General features: G+C 63.4%; 20 protein-coding genes and 1 other annotated feature. Of the genes, 14 read left to right on the top strand and 6 right to left on the bottom strand.

All coding sequences use genetic code 11. The features are described 5' to 3' along the window. Positions 1–199 precede the first annotated feature (199 nt). On the bottom strand, positions 200–601 hold the full coding sequence (locus tag K1177_RS09360; protein WP_224703039.1) for a nuclear transport factor 2 family protein: 402 nt from the start codon (positions 599–601) through the stop codon (positions 200–202). Between the two features lie 76 nt (positions 602–677). Here K1177_RS09360 and K1177_RS09365 point away from each other — a divergent pair, with 76 nt between their 5' ends. Further along, positions 678–1,244 (top strand): TetR/AcrR family transcriptional regulator, encoded by a 567-nt coding sequence (locus tag K1177_RS09365; protein ID WP_224703040.1) that lies wholly within the window; start codon positions 678–680, stop codon positions 1,242–1,244. On the opposite strand, the gene K1177_RS09370 is transcribed toward K1177_RS09365, so the two are convergent. Further along, entirely contained in the window at positions 1,241–2,368 is a 1,128-nt protein-coding gene (locus tag K1177_RS09370) for a PQQ-dependent sugar dehydrogenase (protein ID WP_224703041.1), read from the bottom strand. The genes K1177_RS09365 and K1177_RS09370 overlap by 4 nt on opposite strands. 203 nt (positions 2,369–2,571) lie before the next feature. Here K1177_RS09370 and greA point away from each other — a divergent pair, with 203 nt between their 5' ends. The 6 genes from greA to K1177_RS09400 all read left to right on the top strand — a co-directional run bounded on the left by greA (position 2,572) and on the right by K1177_RS09400 (position 9,299). Continuing rightward, a complete protein-coding gene (gene greA, locus K1177_RS09375; RefSeq protein ID WP_224703042.1) occupies positions 2,572–3,045 on the top strand; it encodes a transcription elongation factor GreA in 474 nt (157 codons plus the stop codon). 154 nt (positions 3,046–3,199) lie between these two features. Continuing rightward, complete coding sequence (gene trxB, locus K1177_RS09380; protein WP_224703043.1) at positions 3,200–4,150, top strand: thioredoxin-disulfide reductase; 951 nt, start codon at positions 3,200–3,202, stop codon at positions 4,148–4,150. A 33-nt stretch (positions 4,151–4,183) separates the two neighbouring features. Beyond that, positions 4,184–5,077, top strand: coding sequence for a LysR family transcriptional regulator (locus K1177_RS09385; RefSeq protein WP_137152546.1), 894 nt, complete (start codon positions 4,184–4,186; stop codon positions 5,075–5,077). A 10-nt stretch (positions 5,078–5,087) separates the two neighbouring features. Beyond that, complete coding sequence (locus tag K1177_RS09390; RefSeq protein ID WP_224703044.1) at positions 5,088–5,795, top strand: HAD family hydrolase; 708 nt, start codon at positions 5,088–5,090, stop codon at positions 5,793–5,795. 209 nt (positions 5,796–6,004) lie between these two features. Then, positions 6,005–6,997, top strand: a complete 993-nt coding sequence (locus K1177_RS09395) for a magnesium transporter CorA family protein (RefSeq protein WP_224703045.1) — start codon at positions 6,005–6,007, stop codon at positions 6,995–6,997. A 1,189-nt stretch (positions 6,998–8,186) separates the two neighbouring features. Further along, positions 8,187–9,299 (top strand): hypothetical protein, encoded by a 1,113-nt coding sequence (locus K1177_RS09400; protein WP_224703046.1) that lies wholly within the window; start codon positions 8,187–8,189, stop codon positions 9,297–9,299. A gap of 92 nt (positions 9,300–9,391) precedes the next feature. Here the strand turns inward: K1177_RS09400 and K1177_RS09405 are convergent, their stop codons facing one another. The 3 genes from K1177_RS09405 to K1177_RS09415 all read right to left on the bottom strand — a co-directional run bounded on the left by K1177_RS09405 (position 9,392) and on the right by K1177_RS09415 (position 11,783). Next, on the bottom strand, positions 9,392–9,907 hold the full coding sequence (locus tag K1177_RS09405) for a 2'-5' RNA ligase family protein (protein ID WP_224703047.1): 516 nt from the start codon (positions 9,905–9,907) through the stop codon (positions 9,392–9,394). After that, positions 9,908–11,110 (bottom strand): pyridoxal phosphate-dependent aminotransferase, encoded by a 1,203-nt coding sequence (locus K1177_RS09410; RefSeq protein WP_224703048.1) that lies wholly within the window; start codon positions 11,108–11,110, stop codon positions 9,908–9,910. Between the two features lie 253 nt (positions 11,111–11,363). Continuing rightward, a complete protein-coding gene (locus tag K1177_RS09415; protein ID WP_224703049.1) occupies positions 11,364–11,783 on the bottom strand; it encodes a DUF4864 domain-containing protein in 420 nt (139 codons plus the stop codon). 147 nt (positions 11,784–11,930) lie between these two features. Here K1177_RS09415 and K1177_RS09420 point away from each other — a divergent pair, with 147 nt between their 5' ends. The 6 genes from K1177_RS09420 (at position 11,931) to K1177_RS09445 (ending at position 18,061) form a co-directional block, all read left to right on the top strand. Next, positions 11,931–12,230 (top strand): hypothetical protein, encoded by a 300-nt coding sequence (locus K1177_RS09420; RefSeq protein WP_224703050.1) that lies wholly within the window; start codon positions 11,931–11,933, stop codon positions 12,228–12,230. A 472-nt stretch (positions 12,231–12,702) separates the two neighbouring features. Continuing rightward, positions 12,703–13,653 carry a galactofuranose ABC transporter, galactofuranose-binding protein YtfQ gene (ytfQ, locus tag K1177_RS09425; protein ID WP_318153295.1) on the top strand — a complete coding sequence of 317 codons (951 nt, stop codon included), beginning with the start codon at positions 12,703–12,705 and terminating at the stop codon, positions 13,651–13,653. Positions 13,654–13,820: 167 nt separating this feature from the next. Then, the gene (locus K1177_RS09430) at positions 13,821–15,338 is read left to right on the top strand and encodes a sugar ABC transporter ATP-binding protein (protein WP_224703051.1); all 1,518 of its coding nucleotides are present in this window, start codon (positions 13,821–13,823) and stop codon (positions 15,336–15,338) included. Continuing rightward, positions 15,335–16,339 carry an ABC transporter permease gene (locus K1177_RS09435; protein ID WP_224703052.1) on the top strand — a complete coding sequence of 335 codons (1,005 nt, stop codon included), beginning with the start codon at positions 15,335–15,337 and terminating at the stop codon, positions 16,337–16,339. The genes K1177_RS09430 and K1177_RS09435 overlap by 4 nt, the downstream gene beginning before the upstream one ends. Then, complete coding sequence (gene yjfF / locus K1177_RS09440; protein WP_224703053.1) at positions 16,336–17,313, top strand: galactofuranose ABC transporter, permease protein YjfF; 978 nt, start codon at positions 16,336–16,338, stop codon at positions 17,311–17,313. Before K1177_RS09435 ends, yjfF begins: the two co-directional genes overlap by 4 nt. 1 nt (position 17,314) lies before the next feature. Continuing rightward, complete coding sequence (locus K1177_RS09445) at positions 17,315–18,061, top strand: FadR/GntR family transcriptional regulator (protein WP_224703054.1); 747 nt, start codon at positions 17,315–17,317, stop codon at positions 18,059–18,061. A 181-nt stretch (positions 18,062–18,242) separates the two neighbouring features. Here the strand turns inward: K1177_RS09445 and K1177_RS09450 are convergent, their stop codons facing one another. Then, positions 18,243–19,727, bottom strand: a complete 1,485-nt coding sequence (locus K1177_RS09450) for a SulP family inorganic anion transporter (protein ID WP_224703055.1) — start codon at positions 19,725–19,727, stop codon at positions 18,243–18,245. A gap of 70 nt (positions 19,728–19,797) precedes the next feature. Beyond that, positions 19,798–19,853, bottom strand: a sequence feature (sul1 is cis-regulatory element that is thought to sense ions involved in sulfur or methionine metabolism; They are found in Alphaproteobacteria). Between the two features lie 413 nt (positions 19,854–20,266). Here K1177_RS09450 and K1177_RS09455 point away from each other — a divergent pair. Then, positions 20,267–21,298, top strand: a complete 1,032-nt coding sequence (locus K1177_RS09455; RefSeq protein ID WP_224703056.1) for a glycine betaine ABC transporter substrate-binding protein — start codon at positions 20,267–20,269, stop codon at positions 21,296–21,298. Positions 21,299–21,424: the final 126 nt, after the last annotated feature.

Here is a 21,424-nt window from a genome sequence, read left to right on the forward strand (position 1 = left end):
ACACCACCATTACGGTTTTGTGACACTTCGAGACGACCGCGCAGCGGTAAGATCGCTCCTGTGGAGCGATCTTAGGCGAGAAGGCCACGAAGGCTACGCCTGAGTGGCATGGCTGGCCGCTACGCGGCAAAATCGCTCCAGTGGAGCGATTTTAAGCACGGAGGCCACGAGACCTATGGTCAAGCGGCAGAACCGACCGCTACGCGGCAAAATCCTCATAACAATCATAGTTCCGCTGTTCGATGATGCGGCCCTCAACCAGCCGAAACACCATGCACAGATGCGCCACCATCGCCTCGCCCGCTTGCAGGCGTCCAATGGGCATGGCCAATGTCCCCTCCCATCGCGCCAACACGACGACGCGGTCCCCGGCCTCGATCACCTCGCCGATCGCATAGCGTTGAGCGCGCAACACGGTTCCCGTTGCCGCCCGACGCATCCCCGCCACCATCGCCGCCATGTCATCGACGCCGCCCTTGGGGCGGATGGCATTGGGCAGCTCGTGAAACCGGACATCGGGGTGGATCAAACCGAACGCTGCCTCTGCGTCGAAACGCTCCGCCGCCTCGATATATCTCCGCACAACCGCCGCGTTGCCCACAACCTGCCTCCTCTAGAACAGCATTCTAGATTGCGTTCTAGAACATCATTCTAGTTTGGTCTAGTGTTTCTGCATGATGGACCGCCGAAGACAGATCCTGGACGCCGCTCTCGCCGCCTTTCTCGAGAAAGGCTACAGCGCCACGACGATCGCCGACATTCGCCAGCGCAGCGGCGCCAGCACGGGCAGCATCTATCACTTCTTTTCCGGCAAGGGCGCCATCGCCGAGGCCCTGCTGCGCGAAGCCGTATCGGGCTGGTCCCTGCTCTCTGCCGCGGCGCTCGATCCGGACACACCCGACGAAGAAACCGTGAAGGCCTCGGTGCGCGGGCTCGTGCTCTGGGCCCTCACAAACCCAAGCCAGTTTCGCTTCATGGACGAACTGCGCAGGCTCTCCACTGCAGACGCCGACTTTGCCGCCGTGCGCACCTTGCTCGATCGGGGACAGGAAGACGGCGCAGCCCATTATGCCCGCATGACCGCGCGCGGTTCCGTTCGCAATCTGCCGTTCGCCATTGCCCACGCCCTGATGCTGGGCCCCGCCTACGCCTATTTGCGGACGGCGCCGAACTCGTCAGCGGACGAGGCCAGGCGGATTGCCGACCTCTTCGCCGATTCCGCCTGGCAGTCGGTGAAGGCCTAGCGCCCCTCCGGCGCCACCCGGATCAAGCGCCCGTTGTCCTCATCGGTCAGCAGATAGATCGCCCCATCCGCCGCCACGCGCACGTCGCGGATACGGCCCAACTGTCCTTCGAACAACCGCTCCTCATCGACGACTTTGTCGCCCTCCATGTCGAGCCGCACCAGCATCTGCCCGCTCAGCCCGCCGGTCAGCAGGTCGCCGTCCCAGTCCGGCAGCATCGCGCCCGAATAGAATGCCAGGCCCGAGGGCGAGACGGAGGGCACCCAATAATGCAGCGGCTGCTCCAGGCCCGCCTGCTCCTGGCCCACCCCCACCTTGGCGCCGGAATAGGCGACGCCATGGGTAATGATCGGCCAGCCATAATTGGCCCCGGCCTGCGGCATGTTGAGCTCGTCGCCGCCCTTGGGACCGTGCTCGACGGTGAACAATTGCCCGTCGCTGCGCAGGGCCGCGCCCTGGGGATTGCGATGCCCCTTGCTCCACAGCTCGGGCGCCCAGCCGTCCGGCTTGGGGTTGTCATCGGGCACGCCGCCCTCGGGCGTGATGCGCACCACGGCGCCTGCCAGGTCCGCCATGTCCTGCGCCCGGTCCTGCGCACCGCGCTCACCCAGCGTCACGAACAGATTGCCATCCTGCCCCACCACGATGCGCGAACCAAAATGCTGGCTGGTGCCGGTAAACTTGTTCATCCGGAAGATCACCTTCTGATCCTCCAGCCGCCCGCTGTCGCCCTCCAGCACCAGCCGGGCCGCCATCACTGCCGTGCCGGCGCCGCCCTCGCCGGGCTCGGAGAAGCTGAGATAGAGCTTGCCGCTGTCGGCAAAGTCGGGCGCCAGGGCAATGTCGAGCAAGCCGCCCTGCCCCTGGTTGAAGACGTCGGGCGTGCCTTCGATCGGTGCACCCACCACGCCGTCGGCGACCATTCGCAACTGTCCACTGCGCTCGGTCACCAGCATGCGGCCATCGGGCAGCAGGGCCAGTCCCCAAGGATGCGCCAACCCCTCGGCCACCACGCTGGCGGTCAACGCGCCGGCGCTGCTGTCGATCGTTTGCGCCGTGGCAGGCAGGCTGGTGAGCAGGAGGCCGGTAAGCGCGGCCAAGGCAGGCAGGGCGGTCGTTTTCATGGTTGGGCCTTTCCGAAATGGGGTCCGAACTTGAAGTCGCGTGTGGACATGACCATCTAGTTTTCGCACACCGGCTTGACCAGAACGCGGCAGGCGGGCAACGTGCGGCCACTCTCCCTTACAAATTTATCGTGAAGCGCACGCCGAACGGATTTGGCTGGGATTTGTATTGTTGACTGCCGTGCCGATTGGAGGCGACGACCATGGATAAGATCCCGATGACGGTAACCGGGCAAAAGGCCCTTGCCGCCGAATATGAGCACCGCACCGCGAGCGAGCGTCGACGCATTGTCGAAGCCATCTCGGAAGCGCGCGCCCATGGCGATCTTTCTGAAAACGCTGAATATTCTGCCGCCAAGGAGCAGCAGAGCCTCAACGAGGGCCGCATCAAGGAGCTTGAGACCATTCTCGCGCTCGCCGATGTCATCGACGTCAGCAAGCTGTCCGGCGATGTGGTCAAGTTCGGCGCCACGGTCACCTATATCGATGAGGACACCGAAGAGGAAAAGACCTACCAGGTCGTCGGCGACCCGGAAGCCGACGCTTCGGCAGGCCGTATTTCGATTTCCTCGCCCATCGCCCGCGCCATGATTGGCAAGTCGGAAGGCGATTCGTTTGAAGTGGCGGCCCCCGGTGGCGCGCGCAGCTACGAAATCCTCAAGATCCGCTACATCTAAGCCTGTCAAATCATTGGGTTTTGCCCATTGGTGTGACTTTTCTGTCCGTTCCGCACAACACTTTGGCAATGTGGAATGGTTTGCCTTGAAAGAGTGCACCTTCGCCCCTTAACTAGAGGGCGAGGGAGACTCCCACTTTCTGGAGAGCGTTGCGATGCACGCCAAAGTCGTCATCATCGGTTCCGGCCCGGCCGGATACACCGCGGCGATCTATGCCGCGCGTGCGATGCTTGAGCCCCTGATGATCCAGGGTCTGCAGCCGGGCGGCCAATTGACCATCACCACCGATGTCGAAAATTATCCCGGTTTCGCCGACGTCATCCAGGGCCCCTGGCTGATGGACCAGATGAAGGCCCAGGCCGAGCATGTCGGCACGCGCATCGTCAATGACATCATCACCCATGTCGATTTTGACGTCCGCCCGTTCAAGCTCACCGGCCATGACGGCGAAGTCTATACAGCCGACAGCGTCATCATCGCCACCGGCGCCCAGGCCAAGTGGCTGGGCCTGCCCAGCGAGCAGAAGTTCCAGGGCTTCGGCGTTTCCGCCTGCGCCACCTGCGATGGCTTCTTCTATCGCAACAAGGAAGTCATCGTCGTCGGCGGCGGCAATACCGCTGTCGAGGAAGCGCTGTTCCTCACCAATTTCGCCTCCAAGGTCATCGTCGTGCACCGTCGCGACGAATTCCGCGCCGAGCGCATCCTGCAGGATCGCCTGTTCAAGAACCCCAAGATCGAAGTGCGCTGGAACACCGAGATCGCCGAAGTTGGCGGCTCGGCCATGCCGCCCTCGGTCAATTCGGTCACCCTGCGCGATCTGGCGGCCAACCGCACCTATGAGCAGCCCATCGACGGCGTGTTCATCGCCATCGGTCATGCCCCGGCCACCGCTATCTTCGCCGGCAAGCTCGACATGAAGCCCGGCGGCTATCTGCAGGTGAAGGCCGGCACCACTGAAACCAATATTCCCGGTGTCTTTGCCGCCGGCGATGTGACCGACGATGTCTATCGCCAGGCCATCACTGCGGCGGGCATGGGCTGCATGGCCGCGCTGGAGGCAGAACGCTTCCTGGCTGAACACGAACTCGCCGAAGCGGCGGAGTAGCCGAACCAAGACCCAACAAGAAGGCGACCAAATATGCTCGACTGGGACAAGCTCCGGATTTTCCACACCGCCGCCGAGTCGGGCAGTTTTACCCACGCCGCCGAAAAGCTGGGCATGAGCCAGTCGGCCGTCAGCCGCCAGATTTCCGCCCTCGAGGATGATCTGGGGCTCAAGCTCTTCATCCGCCACGCCCGCGGCCTGGTGCTCACCGAAGTGGGTGAGCAGCTGTTCCGCACCGCGCACCGCATGCATTGGGAACTCCAGCAGGTGGAGACCCAGATGTCGGAAAGTCAGGATGTCCCCACCGGGCCCCTGATCGTCACCACCACCGTGGGTATCGGCTCCACCTGGCTCAGCTCGCGGCTTGATGAATTCCTCAAGCTCTATCCGCTCATCCAGCTCGAGATCCGCCTCAACGACGCCGAGCTCGATCTGGCCATGCGCGAGGCCGACGTGGCCATCCGCCTGCACCGGCCCAACCAGTCCGAGATGATCCAGCGCAAGCTGTTCACCGTGCACAACCACTTCTATGCGTCGGTCGACTACATCGAGGAATTCGGCATGCCCAAGACGGCCGACGAGCTGGACGATCACCGCATCGTCACCTTCGGCGAGCCCGTGCCGTCCTATCTGGGTGACATCAACTATCTCGAGCGCATGGGCCGCAGCGATTCCAGCCCGCGCCGCACCACGCTCAAGGTCAATGCCATCTATGGCATGATGCAGGCCTGCCGCGCCGGCATCGGCATCGCCATGCTGCCCGACTATGTCACCGAAAAGGAAGATCGCCTGGTCCAGGTCCTGCCCGAGACCGAGCTGCCGGCCTATGAGGCTTTCTTCGTGTACCCGCCTGCGCTCAAGAACTCCAAGCGCGTCGGCGTGTTCCGCGACTTCCTGGTCGGCAAGGCTCGCGAGTGGAGCTTCTAGGCACGCCGCCGTGACGCGCATCACCACGATCGCCCTCGATGCCGACGATACGCTCTGGCAGAACGAGCAGTTCTTCCGCATCACTCAGGATCGGTTCAAGGCCCTCCTGGCCGATCACGCCGATGCCGAGAACCTCGACGAACGCCTCATCGCCGCGGTCAGTCGCAATCTCAGGCACTATGGTTTCGGCGCCAAGGGCTTCACCCTCTCCATGGTCGAGACGGCGCTCGAGGTCACCAATCATGCCGTGCCCGGCACCGTGATTGCCGAAATCCTTGCCTCGGGCCGCGAACTGCTGAACTTTCCCGTCGAAACCCTGCCCTATGTCGATCAGGCACTCGCAGAGCTCGAGGCCAGCCACCGCCTGATCCTGGTCACCAAGGGCGATCTGTTCGATCAGGAGCGCAAGCTCGCCGCCTCGGGCCTGGCCGACTTTTTCTCGGCGGTCGAGATCATTTCCGACAAGACGCCGGCTGCCTATGCCCGCATTTTCGAGCGCCACACCGATGGCGCCGCCCACACCGTCATGGTGGGCAATTCCATGCGATCCGACGTGCTGCCCGCCATTGCCGCCGGCAGCTATGGCGTCTTTGTGCCGCACGATCTCACCTGGGCCTATGAGCAGGCCGAAGAACCGCTCAACGAGCCGCGCTATGCCCGAATTGCCCATCTGGGCGAACTGGCGGCCGCCATCGCCGGCTTTGAGGCTGCGGCCTGAGCGGCAATACGCGCCACACGCGTTCAACATCACATCAGGGTCTTGACCTCGCCGCGCTTCGGGAGCATCCGTGCACCGTCTTTGACAAGCCACGGACCGCAAAAGTGAACCCCGACTCTCGAAGTCGATCGACGAACAGGACGGCACGAAACACGGCGTGACGCAGCAGGTCGCGCCGGCGTAGCCGCCCGCGCACAAGGATACCTGCCATGCTGAACATCTACACCGTCTCCGGCGACCACCTGGCCCGCCTCCCCCTCGCCCCCGCTTCCGTGCCCGACGATGCCGCCCAGGCCATCTGGTTCGACCTGGTCAATCCCACCCGCGACGAAGAACATCTGGTCGAGCAATGCCTGGGTATCCAGGTGCCCACCCGCGACGAGATGAAGGACATCGAGCCCTCCGCCCGCCTCTATGCCGAGGCGGACGCCGAGTTCATGACGGCCACTGTCCTGAGCAAGATGCACGAGCACGACCCCATCAAGGTGCCCGTCACCTTTGTGCTGCGCGGCACGGCGCTGGTCACCATCCGCTATGCCGAGCCCCTGCCCTTTGTCACCTTCGAGGCCCTGGCCACCCGCCCCGGCGGTCGCCCACTGACCACCGGCGAACATGTCATGGCGGGCCTGCTGGATTCCTTCATCGATCGCATCGCCCAGGTGCTCGAGACCGCCGGCGAGGATCTCGACGCCATTTCGCGCGAGGTCTTCCGCAACAAGGTCAAGGGCGCCACCCGCAAGTCGCGCAACCTGGAAGGATTGATCGAAAAGATCGGCAACAAGGGCGACATGCTCACCCTGGTGCGCGAAAGCCTGATCACCATCCTGCGCCTCACCACCTTCCACCAAACCCGCCTGCCCGGCACGCCGCGCAGCGCCCGCGAGGTGCGGCAGGATTTCAAGGTGCTGCAGCGCGACGCCCAGGCCCTGGCCGATCACGCCGGCTTTCTCTCCAACAAGGTCAATTTCCTGCTCGATGCCACCCTGGGCCTGATCAATCTGGAGCAGAACCAGATCATCAAGATCTTCTCGGTGGCGGCCGTGGTCTTCCTGCCGCCCACGCTGGTCGCCTCCATCTACGGCATGAATTTCCAGGTCATGCCCGAGCTCAACTGGCAGTTCGGCTATCCTGCTGCCCTGTTTGCCATGGTGGCGTCGGCCGTCCTGCCCTACCTTTTCTTCAAGCGGCGCGGCTGGTTGTGAGCGCCCGGCCTGCCGCCGTAAGCGCCGGAAAAACCATGCCAAATCCGGCCCGGACGACTGAAATGTTCTAAAATCTATGCAGCCTCTGCATAGCTATTATACGCGATGCCTTATTGTTGAGCAAAGCGACACCCCATATATGCCTCCCAGCACAGCGGGCGCCTCCCTCCTCCCTTGCGCCCTCTGCGTTCCCTCCTTGTGGGAACTCGTTCCCGCAAATATGTGGCTCCGCTCTCCCCTCGAGCGGGGCCACATGTGTTTTGGCCATCCTGCACTCAGCGCATGGCTGACATACGACACAGATGATTGCCTACTGAGTGAGTCGAGTTCATAAGGAGGGTGTTGCTGAGGCGCGTTCCATTTCCTCCTCCCTTGGAACAAGTATCGCAACACCGAGCCACGATCGTATCCTCCTCCCTCGATCACGGTTCACCGGCAGAGCGCATCTCCTCCTCCCTTGCTCTCTGCCTCACTTTCGATTTGGCTTCGGCCCTATCATTGGCCCTGTCCTCGGACAGGGCCTTTTTTTTCGTCCGCTTTCGCCCCGGCGCGCTGCATGGCTGACAACTTGTCGCTGTGCAAAATGCATGGCAGGCATGTTGACCTATGTCTTGCTGACCAAACGGTCAAAATCTATATGTGTACCTGTCGCTGGCGACGCCGCTCCGTATCCTCCTCCCTCGGACCCGCGTTTAGGCGACACGAACTTGAGCCGTATCCTCCTCCCTCGGCTTGGGTTCACCGGTCTGATGCATCTCCTCCTCCCTTGCATCGGGCCAAAACTTCAGATTTGGCTTCGGCCCTATCATCAGGCTCCAACTTCGGTTGGAGCCTCTTTTTTTTGCCCCGGCACATCCCGGCCGCGTCCCGGGCGCCCGATTCTGCATGGCAGCGTTTCCCAATTGACGAATTGTCGCACCCGCCTCCGGGCGCGATAACTGGCCTGTAAGTTCTGCGGCGGTCGTGGTGCCGCACCTCCAAAGTCACTGGCTCCGGCCAATGACTCCTGGCCCTGCCCATCCCCTCGGGCAGGGCCTTTCCTTTTTCCCCGGACATGTCACTTCTGCCCACCGACCGGCAATTATTGCCGCGCGGCAGCCGCACTCGCCCGTCACCCCATTGATTTATCGGCGTAATTTTCAGGCACGGCCCTTGCATAGGATTTGTTAACCGATTGCAGGAGCCCACAATGGTTGCCGTCAACGCCACCTATCCCAGCACCAGCTATCTCAATCTCGCCACCACCGTGGCGGCCAACCTGGCTGCCAGTAACAAGGACTCGGGCGCCGGCACCACGTCGACCACCACCACCGAAGCGCCCGCCACCTCGATCACGCTGTCCAGTGCCGCCCAGGCCGAATTGGCCAAGAAGGATTTCGCCACCGTCCTGGCCGACGCCCATGCCAAGCTGCTCGCCCTGCTCAAGGACGCCAAGCGCACCAGCCCCCTGCAGGATGGCAAGCTGGCGCTCGACATCTCGAGCCTGGATCCGCGCGAGCTCTATGCCATGTCCAGCGACAAGAGCTTCGCTCCCGAAGAGCGCGAGGCCGCCGGGCTCGAGATGCAGCGCCGCTTTGAAAGCGCCATGTCCGGCCCCGCTGCCGTCGCCAAGGTCACCGGCGACTACACTGGCCTCTACAAGGCCGCCGCCACCTATCTCGATAGCCTGGGCGACGAGGAGAAGAACGGCACCGACTGGATTGCCGGCCGTGACGCCATTACGGAAGGCCTCAAGCAGCTGCAGTCCGATCCCAAGACCCTGCCCGATGCCGGCGACAACGATCCGGTGGCGCTCTATCTCGCGCTCACCGAGGCCGGCCAGACCCAGCAGCAGGACATCAAGGATGTCGCCACCGGCGCCCGCGCCTCGCTCGACGCGCTCTATGCCAAGGCGATCAAGGACGGCAAGGTGCCCACCTTCAACAAGCAGACCACGGTCGGCACCTATGTCGACCTGTCCAGCTTCCCCAGCCGTACCCTCTCCGCCATCGCGCTCAACACCGAGAACAAGTTCGCGCCCGAAGAAGTCAATGCCGCCAGGGGCGCCCTGCGCACCAAGAGCGGCGCCGCGCTGCTGGCGGGCTTCCAGAACGCCGCCAAGTCCAGCGACCCCACCGCCTTCAGCCAGAACATCATTTCGATCTATTCCTCGATGAGCGACGAGGAGCGCCAGGCCGCCGGCTGGAGCAGCGATTTCTATGCCGCCGCTCTCGCCAGCTACCAGACCACCAACAAGCTCACCGAAATGTTCGCCCAGGCCGGCGGCAGCAGCACCAGCTTCCTGAGCTGGATGGGCAAGTAGGCCGCAGGCAAAATCACGCCCATGTCGTGATTTTAGGTTTGGAGGCCATGAGCGCTACGCTCGAATGGCCCGGGCGTGTAACAAGCACGGTCCTACTGCAACCTTATGCGGTTCAACACCACGACGGGGGGCACCTGCACCAGATCCAGGGCGTCTATCCGTGCCGCGCGCCGCTCGGGCCATGAGCGCGAGATGGCGGCCATTCCACGCGCTACGTCGCCTTCCATCTGTAGCGTCACATGGGGCGTCCACAATCCCGGTTGGTAGTGCGCCCGTACCTTGTCGATTGGCAGGTGCGCCATCAGGTGCGAATGCATCGCTTCGAGCGCGTCTCCGCCCTCCACTGCTAGCCAGGCAATAGTGGTCCCCTCGAAGCTCCGCACGCCACCCAGCCGGACCGTTAGGGCCCGCACCGACCTCATGGCCGCCAGCGCCGCCTCCACCGTCTCGCGCGGCGGCTCATCATCGAGCACCGCGAGCGACACATGCGGCACATAGTCAAGTGTCACCATGTGGTTGCAGATGCCTTCGGCCGCCAATTGCTGCCAGATCGATCGAACGGCGGCATCAGTCGCCGCATCAAGCGTCAGGCAGAAGGAATAGGCCACCTACTTGATCCCTGCACAGAACCCCTGGATGCGCTTCACGGCTTCCTCCAGCTCGGCATTGCTGGCTGCATAGCTCAGGCGGAAATGCCCCGGCAGGCCAAAGGCCGTGCCATGCACCAGCGCCACGCCGGTCTCTTCCAGCAGCGCCAGCACGAAATCCTCATCGGTCTTGAGCAGTGTGCCGCCGGCGCTGGTCTTGCCCAGCAGCGCCTGGCAGGACGGGAACACATAGAAGGCCCCCTCCGGCGTCAGGCAATCAAGGCCCGCACAGGCATTGAGCCCGGCCACCACCATGTCGCGCCGCGCCTGGAACACTTCTCGCCACTCGGCCAGAAAGTCCTGCGGCCCGTTGAGCGCTTCCACCGCAGCCCATTGCGCAATCGAGGTCGGGCAGCTGGTCGATTGGCCCTGCAGCTTGGTCATCGCCGCCAGCAGCGGCCGCGGCCCGGTGCAGAAGCCGATGCGCCAGCCGGTCATGGCATGCGATTTGGACACGCCGTTCATGGTCAGCGTGCGCGCCTGCAGCCTGGGCTCCACCTGGGCGATGGTGGCAAAGCTGCCGCCGTCATAGACCAGCACTTCATAGATGTCGTCGGTGAGGATATGCACATGCGGATGCGCCAGCAGCACATCGGCCAGCCCGCGCAGCTCGGCCGCCGTATAGGCCGCGCCCGTCGGGTTCGACGGCGTATTGAGCAGTAGCCACTTGGTCTTGGGCGTGATCGCCGCTTCCAGCACGGCCGGCGACAGCTTGAAGCCGGTCGAGGCGTCGGCTACCGCAAACACCGGCTCGGCGCCACACAGCCGCACGATTTCCGGATAGCTCACCCAATAGGGCACCGGCACCACCACCTCGTCGCCGGGGTTGAGCGTGGCCATCAGCGCGTTGAAGATGATCTGCTTGCCGCCCGAGGACACAAAGCAATCGGCCGCCGTGACGTCCAGCCCATTGTCGCGCTTGAACTTGGCCGCCACTGCCGCCTTGAGCTCGGGAATGCCGTCGACATTGGTGTAGCGCGTCTTGCCCGCGTCCATGGCCGCCTTGGCTGCGTCGCGCACATTGAGCGGCGTATCGAAATCCGGCTCGCCGGCCGAGAGCGCGATGATGTCGCGGCCCTGCTGCGCCAGTTCGCGCGCCTTCTGGCTGATGGCCACGGTCGCCGACGGCGCCACCCGGCCCAGTGCTTCCGACAAGAACCCCATCATCGATCTCCCACCTGTGACGGGCGGCAGTGATAGGCATTGCGCGCAAGCCAATCAAGCCGCATGCGCCGCGCGGCGCGCTTTCGTCTGATCGGTGCAAGATCAGATTGATGCGGTGCCATCGCCCCTCCCCCTTGAGGGGAGGGTTGGGGTGGGGGTGGCTCTAGCGGCCACCGGTGTCCTTCTCCCTCGTTCACTCCCATAAAATGGAGAAAGGCAAAGGAGCCGCAAATCCACTTTGGCGTGAAATGAGCTAGATGCCGATGCCCGGCGCCTTGCGCAGCGCCACACCCAGCACGCGCCAGCCCTCGCCGGGTTCCTCGCCCAATTGGTAGAGCGCGTCGTAAAGGCTCTGGTCGGGGCCGACGAATTTGACCACCTGCGCCACAACCGTGTCGCTCACCCGCTCGAAACTGCCAAAGCTGTGCGAGCGCGACCGGATAATCGGCCCATAGCCGCTGGCTTCAACGGCCACCAGAAAGGCCTCGGGCTGTTCGGCAAACTGGGTGCGGAAACCCTCGCTGGCAAATGCCAGTGCCGCCGCGGCGTCCTGCTCGTGCAGGGCCGCGATCTGCCCGCTCACCACCGCCTGCCAGGGCGCCGCATCGTCCTGTGCCTGTGCTGGTATCACCAGCGCCATCATCACCATCAATAGTGCTGCCAAAGTGCGCATGTCTGTCTCCTCCTGATGCGCCGGGCGCATCGCGCTGCCACAGTTCCGCCACCAAATGGTACGCAGGCAGCCGGATTGGGTACAAACTCGAACCGCATTCACATGGCTTGATGCTGTCACTGACCTCCAGATGAACGACATCTACCCATGCACAAAACTACGTCGCCCCGGCAGAAAAGTTTCAAGCGCTTCGCCATTGGTTCTACGGTTGTGGTGGCCGTTGCCTCCGGTGGCGCGCTGCTTGCCGGGGTCGGCACCGCTTCTGCGGCCACGCTGATTGCTCAACCCGACGCCCAGATCGCCATCTTCATGGTGCCCCTGACGCTTCTGGTCCTGGCGACCATGATCGAAGTGGCCCGCTTCGCCCTGCGCGGTCCCCTCCCTGACAGTGCACCGGCGCGCATCCGCAAGCCTCGCCATTGGTCCCCCGGCCGCCGCGAAGGCTGACGCCTCCCCTTTCTCATCGACCTCCCTCCAGTCGTATGACCCTTCGCCGGCCCTCTGGGCCGGCTTTTTCTTTGCCGCAGCGGAACACGCCAACCCCGCTCAACGCCAGCCCCAGCCAGAATATCCAGATCGTTTCGCCTTCAGATGGGCACGGCTCGATCGCCCCCTCCCCCTTGCGGGGACGCCGGCAAAGGCGCCGCAAAACCACTTGAGGCTGAAACCTTCCGGCCCGTCCAGCAGGCCCGCAGCACCGCCGAGATGCTCAACCCCTGGCTGAACCGGCGAGCAAAATCATTGCAAAACAAGGACTTGATGGGCACACTCCATCTGACCTTTCTTGGTCAGATCCTGCGCGCGATTTTGACTTTACATATAATAGTACTTTATATAGCGTCCGATCATCGCTGCAGGTGAACACACCGTAGCGACCATTTTTTGGGAGGACATCGTGACCATCATCACCAAGCTTGCCATCGCGGCGAGCCTCGCTACCGCTTTGACGTCCGTCAGCATCGCCCAGGACAACCTCAAGGGTCTCGTCGTCGGCTTCAGCCAGATCGGCTCGGAATCCGGCTGGCGCGCTGCCGAAACCTCGGTCACCAAGGCCCAGGCCGAAGAACGCGGCATCGACCTCAAGTTTGCCGACGCCCAGCAGAAGCAGGAAAACCAGATCAAGGCCATCCGCGGCTTCATCGCCCAGGGCGTTGATGCCATCATGGTTGCCCCCGTCGTCGCCACCGGCTGGGAAGATGTGCTGACCGAAGCCAAGGAAGCCGAGATCCCCGTGATCCTGCTCGACCGTGGCGTGGATGCCCCCGAAGACCTCTACCTCACCTCGGTTGCCTCCGATCAGGTCAAGGAAGGCCGCGTTGCCGGTCAGTGGCTGGTCGACACCGTCGGCGATGCCGATTGCAAGGTCGTCGAGCTCCAGGGCACCGTCGGCTCCACCCCGGCCATCAACCGCAAGCAGGGCTTTGAAGAAGCCATTGCCGGCCACGACAACATCACCATCGCCCGCAGCCAGACCGGTGACTTCACCCGCTCCAAGGGCAAGGAAGTCATGGAAGGCTTCATCAAGGCCGAAAACGGTGGCAAGGACATCTGCGCCGTCTATGCCCACAACGATGACATGGCCGTTGGCGCCATCCAGGCCATCAAGGACGCTGGCCTCAAGCCGGGCACCGACATCAAGGTGGTCTCCATCGACGCCGTGCCGGACATCTTCGCCGCCATGGTCAATGGCGAAGCCAATGCCACGGTCGAACTGACCCCCAACATGGCCGGCCCGGCCTTCGACGCCCTCTCGGCCTATCTCGCCGACGGCACCGAGCCCGCCAAGTTCATCATCACCGAGTCCAAGCTCTATACCCCTGCTGACAATCCGCAGGGCGAGTACGACACCCGCAAGGGTCTGGGCTACTAATCTCGGACCATAACGACCACCGAACGGCACCTCCCCCTTGACGGGGGAGGCTGGGAGGGGGTGAGGTTGGCCTCGGCATCGGGGCCGACCAGCCCCCTTTCTTGATCCCGTCGCAGAAGCGGGCAAGTGTCGCGGCGGGACCGGTGTTCGACAGGGGGGAATACGATATGGCCGATGGCCAATACGTGCTTGAGGCGCGCGGCGTCATCAAGATTTTCGGCAGCCAGACGGCGCTGGATTCGGTCGATTTCGGCCTGCGACGCGGTGAAGTGCATGCCCTTCTGGGCGAGAACGGCGCCGGCAAGTCGACGCTCATCAAGATTCTCACCGGCGCCTACCAGCCCGATGGCGGCCAGGTTCTGGTCGATGGCCAGCCGGTCACCCTCGACAATCCCCTCCACGCCCAGACCCATGGCATCGGCACCGTCTATCAGGAGGTCAACCTCCTGCCCAATCGCTCGGTCGCCGAAAATCTCTATCTCGGCCACCAGCCCACCCGTTTTGGCCTGGTCGACCACCGCAAGATGGAGCGCGACGCCCGCGTCCTCCTCACCCGCTATGGCCTTGATCTCGATCCCGGCAGCGAACTGGGCAGCCATTCGGTCGCCGTGCAGCAGATCGTCGCCATCGCCCGCGCCGTGCAGCTGTCCGGCAAGGTGCTGATCCTAGACGAACCCACCGCCAGCCTCGACCGCAACGAGGTCGAGCGCCTGTTCGAGGTCATTGGCGATCTCAAGCGCGCCGGGCTTGCCATCATCTTCATCACCCATTTCCTCGATCAGGTCTTTGCCATTGCCGACCGCGTCACCGTGCTGCGCAATGGCAAGCTGGTCGAAACCCAGGTCCTCGACGCCCTCAGCCGCACCGATGTGGTGCGCCTCATGCTGGGCAAGGACATTGCCTTCTCCGGCGCTACCGATCTCGAGCCGGAAAATCCCACCACCGATGTGCTGCTGCAGTTCTCCGGCTATGGCCGCAAGAATGGCGTCGCGCCCTTCGATCTGACCATCCACAAGGGCGAGGTCATCGGCGTCGCTGGCTTGCTCGGCTCCGGCCGCACCGAAATGGCCCGCATCATGTTCGGCGCCGATCCCGCCGACCAAGGGAGCCTGCGCGTCAACGACAAGCCCGCCAGCGTCCGCAACACCACCGACGCCATCTCCCTGGGCTTCGGCTTCTGCCCCGAGGACCGCAAGGCCGAGGGCATATTGGGCGACCTCTCCGTCCGGGAAAACATCATCATTGCCCTGCAAGGCAAGCTGGGCTGGTTCAAGGCCCTCAACCGCGACGAGCAGCTCGAAATTGCCGGCCGCTTCGGGGAATCCATGGATATCCGCGCCGCCTCGCTCGACATGCCGGTAAAGCTCCTCTCCGGCGGCAACCAGCAGAAGGTCATCCTCTCGCGCTGGTTGGCCACCGATCCGGCCTTCCTCATCCTCGACGAACCCACCCGCGGCATCGATGTCGGCGCCCATGCCGAAATCGTCCGCACCATCAATCGCCTGCGCGACGATGGCATGGCCATGGTCGTCATTTCCTCCGAGCTGGACGAAGTGGTGGCCTATAGCTCCCGCATCGTGGTCATGCGCGATCGCGAAATGGTCGCCGAATTGCGCGGCAAGAATATCAATCCCGGCGTGATCGTTCAGGCCATCGCCAACAACCCCGACGAGGCCACCCCATGAGACGCCTGCGCCTGGAACGCCTGGCCAATCCGCAACTGCTCGCCCTTGTGGGCGTGCTGGCCATCAACTGGCTGCTCTTCCCCAGCTTCTTTAACGTCACCTGGCAGGATGGGCGCTTCTTCGGCAGCTTCATCGACGTGCTCAATCGCGGCGCCCCGGTGGCCATCCTCGCCATCGGCATGACCGGGGTCATCGCCACCAAGGGCGTGGATCTCTCGGTGGGCGCCATCATGGCCGTCTGCGGCGCCGTCGCCGCCACCATGGTGGTTGCGGGCTATCCCGCCCCCATCGCTGTGATCGCCGCTCTTGCCGTCGGCCTCGCCTGTGGTCTCTGGAATGGCTTTCTCGTCGCCGTGCTCGACATCCAGCCCATCGTCGCCACGCTGGTGCTCATGGTCGCCGGTCGCGGCATTGCCCAGCTCATCACCGAAGGCTCCATTGTCACCTTCAACGATCCTAGCCTGATCTTTGTCGGCACCGGCTCGTTCCTGGGCTTCCCCATGGCTGCCGTCATCGCCGTGGTGCTCATGGTGCTGGTCACCCTTCTGGTGCGGCGCACCGCCATTGGCCTGTTCATCCAGGCCATCGGCGTCAACCGCGCCGCCGCCTCGCTCGCCGGCATTCACAGCCGCATGCTGCTCATGCTGGTCTATGCCCTCTCCGGCCTCTGTGCCGCCATCGCCGGCGTCGTCGTGGCCGCGGACATTCGCGGCGCCGATGCCAACAATGCCGGCCTCTGGCTCGAGCTGGACGCGATCCTGGCCGTCGTCATCGGCGGCACGTCCCTTCTCGGCGGGCGCTTCTCCATCCCCATGGCCGTGCTGGGCGCGCTCATCATCCAGGCCATGAACACCGGCATCCTGGTCTCCGGCTTCCCGCCCGAGTTCAACCTGGTGGTCAAGGCCGGCATGATCATCCTGATCCTGCTGCTCCAGTCTCCCTATGCGGCCCTGCCGTTCAAGCGCCGCCCGGCGGCCTCCAACAAGTCGGCATCGTCATGAAACGCAGTCTGCGCCCCCTGGCGGCCACCGCCGTCATCTTCATCATCGCCTATGCCCTGGCGGTCCTGCAGTTCCCCAACATGCTGTCCACCCGCGTTCTGGGTAATTTCCTCACTGACAATGCCTTCCTCGGCATTGCCGCTGTCGGCATGACCTTTGTCATCATTTCGGGCGGCATTGATCTGTCGGTCGGCGCCGTGATCGGCTTCACCGGCGTGCTGATCGCCGTGCTCACCACCTGGCTGGGCATCCATCCGCTGGTGGCCTTTGCCATCGCCCTGGGCGTGGCTGCGCTGTTTGGTGCCGCCATGGGCTTCACCATCCATTATCTGCAGGTGCCGTCCTTCATCGTCACCCTGGCCGGCATGTTCCTGGCCCGCGGCGGCGCCTCCATCATCACCCAGGATTCGGTGCCCATCAAACACGAGTTCTACGCCACCCTGGGCGATCTGATGATCCGCCTGCCCGGCGGCGGTCGGCTCAGCTTCATCGGCATGCTGATGATCGTGGTGTTCCTCGGCGGCGCCCTTCTGGCCCACCGCACCAAATTCGGTTCCTATGTCTATGCGCTGGGCGGAAATTCGGTTTCGGCCTCGCTCATGGGCGTTCCGGTCGCCCGCACCACGGTGCAGATCTATATGCTCTCCAGCACACTGGCAGCCTTGGCAGGCATAGTGTTTTCGCTCTACACCTCCGCTGGCTACCCGCTGGCTGCGGTGGGTGTCGAGCTCGATGCCATCAGCGCGGTGGTCATTGGCGGCACGCTGCTGACGGGGGGCTACGGCTTTGTGCTGGGCACCTTTGTCGGCGTCATGCTGCTGGGCCTGGTGCAGACCTACATCATCTTCGACGGCACGCTGTCGAGCTGGTGGACCAAGATCGTGATCGGTGTATTGCTTTTCTTGTTCATCGTGCTGCAGCGCGTCATATTTGCCGCCTCCGCCCCCGGAGAGAAGTCGCCCGAGAAAGTCTAGCATGATCGAAGCTGGCAGCCTTATTCGCTCATTGTCCGGGCGGCCTGCTGCACGAAACTTCCACACATTCGTCATCAACGAGATCGGCCATGGCATTGTCACTGGCCGGTTTCCGGTCGGCTCGATCCTGGCCAGCGATGCCGTGATGATGGAAACCTATGGCGTCTCCCGCACCGTGCTGCGCGAGGCGCTCAAGACGCTCGAGGCCAAGGGCATGGTCGAAGCCCGGCCCAAGGTGGGCACCCGCGTCTCGCCCACCAGCCGCTGGAGCTTTTTTGATCCCCAGGTGCTGTCCTGGCACTTCTACGCCAAGCCCGATGCCCGCTTCTATGAGAGCCTGTTCGACACCCGCCGAGCGCTCGAAACCCGCGCCGTGCGCCTCGCCAGCGAGCGCCGCACCGCCGAGAACGTCCGCCTGATGAAATACTGGCTGCACCAGATGGAGCTGTCAGAGGGCAATCTGGAAGCCCATGGCCTGTCCGCGCTCGAAATCCACCGCGCCATTGCCGAAAGCTCGGGCAGCGCCCTGCTCCGCTCGGTCACCGGCATTGTCGAGCTCACCCTGGCGCTGGCGCTCAAGTCGCTCACCGACGACACCGTCACCAGGGCCTATCTCCGCGCCGGCTTTGACACCACCACCACCCTTGTGCGCGCGATCGAGGCCGGTGGCGGCGACGACGCGGAAGTGGCCATCGCCGGCCTCATCGACCTCGACAACACCCGCGCCGCCACGCTCCTGCCGAGCTAGATCGTTTCACTCCGAACTGAATTTCCGGCCAATGAATCTCCAGTTCTTTCGCCTCCCTCCCCCTTGAGGGGAGGGAACGAGGGAGGGGGTCCGTCAGTGGCTTTCAAAACCACCCCCACCCCGACCCTCCCCTCAAGGGGGAGGGGGCGATAGAACCGCATCAATCTGGTCCTACGACGCCCTAGTGTCCCAGCATGCGCTCCATGGCGCCTGGCTGATCGTGCACCGACAGATCGTCCATGATCGTGGCGCTCGCGTCATTCATGCCCACCAGCTCCACCACGACGCCCTCGCGCCGGAACTTGAGCACGGCCATGTCAACCGCATTAACACCCGTCAGGTCCCAGATATGGGCCTTGCTGACGTCGATGCGCACGCGCTCGAGCTTTTCCTTGAAGTCCATGGCCTTGAGGAAATCCTCCGCCGAGGCAAAGAACAGCTGTCCCTCCACCACATAGTCCCGTTCGCGTCCGTCTGCGGTCAGCACGGACGTCACGCGGAAGATCTGCGCCACTTTCCAGGCAAAGAAGATGCCCGACAGCAGCACGCCCACCCCCACGCCCAGCGCCAGATTATGCGTGCCCACCACCGTGATCACGGTCGCCAGCATCACCAGGCTCGAGCGTCGCGGATGCTTGCGCAGATCGTTGAGCGAGCTCCAGCTGAATGTGCCGACCGACACCATGATCATGATGGCCACCAGCGCCGGCATCGGGATCAGCCCGACAATGTCGCCCAGCACCACCAGCAGGAACAACAGGAACGCCCCGGCGGTGAAGGTCGAAAGACGCCCTCGCCCGCCCGAGCGCACATTGATCACCGACTGCCCGATCATGGCGCAGCCCGCCATGCCACCGAAGAAACCGGTGATGAAATTGGCAATGCCCTGGCCGATCGATTCCCGGTTCTTGTCGCTGTCGGTATCGGTCATCTGGTCGACGATCGAGGCCGTCAGCAGGCTTTCCAGCAGGCCCACCGCCGCCACGCCGATCGAATAGGGCAGGATGATCCACAGCGTTTCCAGGGTGAACGGCACATTGGGGATCAATAGGCTCGGCAGCGTCGTCGGCAGTTCGCCCAGATCGCCCACTGCCCGCACATCCACCTGCAGCACGATGGTGATGATGCTCAGCACAATGATGCACACCAGCGGGGAGGGGATCACCCGCGTCACCCGCGGGAAGAGGTAGATGATGGCCAATCCGCCCGCTATCATCACATAGGTCTGCCACGACACGCCGATCAGCTCGGGCAATTGCGCCATGAAGATCAGGATGGCCAGCGCATTGACGAAGCCCGTCATCACCGAGCGCGACACAAAGCGCATGATGTAGCCCACGCGCGCATAGCCCGCGGCGACCTGGATCACGCCAGCCAGGATGGTCGCCGCCAGCAGATAGTCCAGCCCGTGCTCGCGCACCAGCGACCCCATCAGCACCGCCGTGGCCGCCGTCGCCGCCGAGATCATCGCCGGCCGGCCGCCCGTCACCGAAATGATCATGGCGATCAGGAACGAGGCATAGAGCCCCACCTTGGGGTCAACCCCGGCAATGATGGAAAAGCCAATGGCTTCCGGGATCAGCGCCAGGGCGACGACGATGCCGGCCAATACATCGCCGCGCACATTGCTCAGCCAGTCGCGGCGAAAAGTTTCGATAAAGGTCATGGGGAATATCCAGGCGTAAAGGCGCTGCAATGCCGCTTCGGCACGCGGTCGACCATGTTTGCGTTTACTGGAGTGTCCGGCGGATTGGCGGCCGGAAGAGCCACCCGGATTTGCACCGGGTCCGATTTGACTGGACGCTTTCTGCACGTCCCTGCCGCCTGATGCAAGACCCTGTCGCGCAACTCTGGTCCGCACTTGGCTGCGGGAACCCGTCGGCCCACCCTCAGGCGCCGCGCAAGTCTAGTTCCGCCGCGCACCCAATCCCACGGATGCGGCGCAAACCGCCGCAAATCGGGCGATTGCAGGACATTTGTACGGCCGCATAATTTATTTTTTCTGTCAATAAATCACATAAGCCCTACATGACAACAAAATAGGACCAGCTTTGACATCGACGCCAATCTCTTACGAAACACTCAGCAAGCAAGATTGCGCATTTTTTCTTTATTACTACATCAATCTCGCAAGTAGTCACGAATTTGACAGATCATTATTGGACCGATAGCCTCCAACACATCCGAAACACGGAGAATATCCTCATGATCTTGAAAACCGGTGGCCTTGCCGCCGCGATGGCTGTTGCCTTCATGGCAACCACAGCTACGCCGACCCTTGCCCAGGACACCGCCGATGCGGCGAGCTGCGGCACCGATCGCACCATAGAAATTGCCGAGATGACCTGGCCCTCCGCGGCCGCCTTGGCCCAGATTCACGCCAAGATCCTCGACGCCGGCTTCGGCTGCTCGGTCGCACTGGTCACTGGCGATACCGTCCCCACCACCAGTTCCATGGTGACGCGCGGCTCTCCGGCTGTTGCTCCCGAACTGTGGACCAGCACCGTGCAGGAGCAGTGGGACGATGCGGCTGCCGAAGGCACCGTTGTTGACCTTGGCGATGCCATCAGCGACGGCACCATCGAAGGCTGGTTCATCCCCCGCTACACCCAGGAAGCCAACCCCGAGATCGTCTCGGCGGAAACCGCCATTGCCCATCCCGAAGTCTTCCCCGATCCCGAAGACTCCAGCAAAGGCCGCCTCTATTCCTGCCCGCCGGGCTGGGGTTGTGAACTGGCCACCAGCGCCCTGTTCAAGGCCTATGACATGAGCGATGCCTGGAACCTGTTCTCCCCCGGTTCGGGCGGCGCTCTGGATGCCTCCATTGCCCGCGCCTTCACCCGTGAAGAGCCCATCCTGTTCTACTACTGGGGCCCCACGGCCATCCTGGGCAAGTATGACGCCGTTGCGCTGGACATGGGCGAAAGCAAGCCCGAGGTCTATGCCTGCAACACCAACCCCGATTGCACGGACGAGCCTGGCGTAACCGCCTATCCGTCCTCGCCCGCCATCGTTGGCGCCGCCGCCTGGGTGAAGGAAGAGGCCCCGACCGTGGCCGATTACTTCTCCAAGGTCGGCCTCACCAATGCCGAGATCAGTGAACTGCTGGTCTATGGCGACGAAAACCAGGCCGATGCGGAAGCCACCGCCATCAACTTCCTCAAGACCAAGGAAGATGTGTGGACGACTTGGGTCTCGCCCGAAGTGGCCGACAAGGTGCGCGCCAGCCTGAGCTGAGCGCCCTGACACAACGACAAGCCGATACGGCCGGGTGCACACCCGGCCGTTTTCCGCGTGATGCCCGAGCGCCGCGAACCTTGTTTGGCGCCCTCCGGCATCCCGCGTCAGCCCTCCACACGTGAG

The sequence above is a fragment of the Devosia aquimaris genome (genome assembly GCF_020169335.1).
Lineage (GTDB): Bacteria > Pseudomonadota > Alphaproteobacteria > Rhizobiales > Devosiaceae > Devosia > Devosia aquimaris.

Coding starts and splice junctions, on each gene's coding strand:
- K1177_RS09365 (WP_224703040.1), top strand. CDS start 678: ATGGACCGCCGAAGACAGATCCTGGACGCCGCTCTCGCCGCCTTTCTC.
- greA (WP_224703042.1), top strand. CDS start 2,572: ATGGATAAGATCCCGATGACGGTAACCGGGCAAAAGGCCCTTGCCGCC.
- K1177_RS09445 (WP_224703054.1), top strand. CDS start 17,315: ATGATCGAAGCTGGCAGCCTTATTCGCTCATTGTCCGGGCGGCCTGCT.
- K1177_RS09395 (WP_224703045.1), top strand. CDS start 6,005: ATGCTGAACATCTACACCGTCTCCGGCGACCACCTGGCCCGCCTCCCC.
- trxB (WP_224703043.1), top strand. CDS start 3,200: ATGCACGCCAAAGTCGTCATCATCGGTTCCGGCCCGGCCGGATACACC.
- K1177_RS09450 (WP_224703055.1), bottom strand. CDS start 19,727: ATGACCTTTATCGAAACTTTTCGCCGCGACTGGCTGAGCAATGTGCGC.
- K1177_RS09420 (WP_224703050.1), top strand. CDS start 11,931: ATGCACAAAACTACGTCGCCCCGGCAGAAAAGTTTCAAGCGCTTCGCC.
- K1177_RS09455 (WP_224703056.1), top strand. CDS start 20,267: ATGATCTTGAAAACCGGTGGCCTTGCCGCCGCGATGGCTGTTGCCTTC.
- K1177_RS09385 (WP_137152546.1), top strand. CDS start 4,184: ATGCTCGACTGGGACAAGCTCCGGATTTTCCACACCGCCGCCGAGTCG.
- K1177_RS09400 (WP_224703046.1), top strand. CDS start 8,187: ATGGTTGCCGTCAACGCCACCTATCCCAGCACCAGCTATCTCAATCTC.
- yjfF (WP_224703053.1), top strand. CDS start 16,336: ATGAAACGCAGTCTGCGCCCCCTGGCGGCCACCGCCGTCATCTTCATC.
- K1177_RS09430 (WP_224703051.1), top strand. CDS start 13,821: ATGGCCGATGGCCAATACGTGCTTGAGGCGCGCGGCGTCATCAAGATT.
- K1177_RS09415 (WP_224703049.1), bottom strand. CDS start 11,783: ATGCGCACTTTGGCAGCACTATTGATGGTGATGATGGCGCTGGTGATA.
- K1177_RS09435 (WP_224703052.1), top strand. CDS start 15,335: ATGAGACGCCTGCGCCTGGAACGCCTGGCCAATCCGCAACTGCTCGCC.
- K1177_RS09370 (WP_224703041.1), bottom strand. CDS start 2,368: ATGAAAACGACCGCCCTGCCTGCCTTGGCCGCGCTTACCGGCCTCCTG.
- K1177_RS09410 (WP_224703048.1), bottom strand. CDS start 11,110: ATGGGGTTCTTGTCGGAAGCACTGGGCCGGGTGGCGCCGTCGGCGACC.